General features: G+C 58.2%; 1 protein-coding gene and 1 pseudogene. Both read right to left on the bottom strand.

Annotation, left to right across the window (positions count from 1 at the left end):
- A pseudogene (locus tag ACXRVY_RS29955) lies at positions 1 to 360 on the bottom strand (tetratricopeptide repeat protein); the annotation flags it as partial.
- 292 nt (positions 361 to 652) lie between these two features.
- A partial coding sequence (locus tag ACXRVY_RS29950) for an HAD family hydrolase (protein ID WP_458239064.1) occupies positions 653 to 1,246 on the bottom strand: 594 nt, incomplete at its 5' end.

The raw sequence follows: 1,246 nt of genomic DNA, 5'->3' as shown, positions 1-1,246 counted from the left end.
CTTGAAGGTGACGTTATTGAAGTCGCCGAGCAGGGTGTCGGCGTTGGCTTGCTGCATCGCCAACTGGTGATGGGAGCCTTGCCAGTCCTTGACCTGCTTGCTGTGGCAACCCTGGCATTGTTGCTCATCGACCATCTTCGCCGGCGCGACAGTGACCGGGCGCGGTTTGGCCGGTTCGACGACAGGGGCGCTGACAGGGACTGGCTGAAGCGGCGTCGGTGTACTGCTCAGCAGAAACCAGCCAATACCTGCCACTGTGAGCAGCAAGATGCCGATGGTGACCGGGAACAGATAACGGTTGATCAGGGTCGGTTGCGAATCAGGGTGTGGGTTTGCAGCTTTATTTTTATGTTTCGGCATCACGACTTCCATGGTCCAGGTGCGTTTGCCTTGCAGCGCGCGATGAAGCTTGATGCAGCTTTGTCGGATGGTTGGCGTCTGTCAAATAACGGATGTTGTGAAGCTGATGGCCCCTTCGCGAGCAAGCTCGCTCCCGCAGGGTTTATGTCGTGCCCAAATGTAGTGATCGATACCGAACCTGTGGGAGCGAGCTTGCTCGCGATGGCGATCTATCAGGCACCCAATCACTCCCCCACAAACCACCGGTAATGTGCTGCGACATACGTTTATTGCAATCCTGCATGACGTCTTCTTATTGAGCTTGCTCGGCTGTGGAGGCATCGAACGGATAGATCCGACGCCATTCGGACGCCATGTCGACGACCGTCCAGCCACGTTTGTTTGCTTCGTCCAGGGCCTTGTCCAGACGACCGATCTGCGATTGCCGGTCGTAAGCCCATTCGCGTTTGGCGTCGGTGTGATGCACCAGGCCCATGAAGCGTTTACCGGGACCGGCGGCGGTCCACTGGAGCATTTGCAAGTCACCGTCGGAGTTGCCAAAGGCGAGGATTGGCCGGCGTCCGATCACGGCGTCGATGCTTTCCGGTTTGCCCGGGCCATCGTCGTTGTGGGCCAGTTTTGGCGTGCGCAGGATAGATGCCTGGCCGTCCTTGAATTGATAGGCAGTGACAAAGGTGGTGCCAATGACCTGTTCTGGCGGGATGCCATAGACCTTTTCGGCGAAGGCGCGCATGAACCCGGTGTCGCCGCCGGACACGATGTAGGTCTTGAAGTCCTGGCTGCGCAGGTAGTCGAGCATTTCCAGCATCGGCTGGAAGATCATCTCGGTGTACGGCTTGCCGGTTTTCGGATGGCGGGCCTGGCTAAGCCAGGTTTTGGCGTAGTC

This window comes from Pseudomonas sp. P5_A2_2 (genome assembly GCF_054177685.1).
The sequence above is the reverse complement of the archived record's forward strand: the minus strand, read 5'-3'. Positions and strand labels throughout refer to the sequence as shown.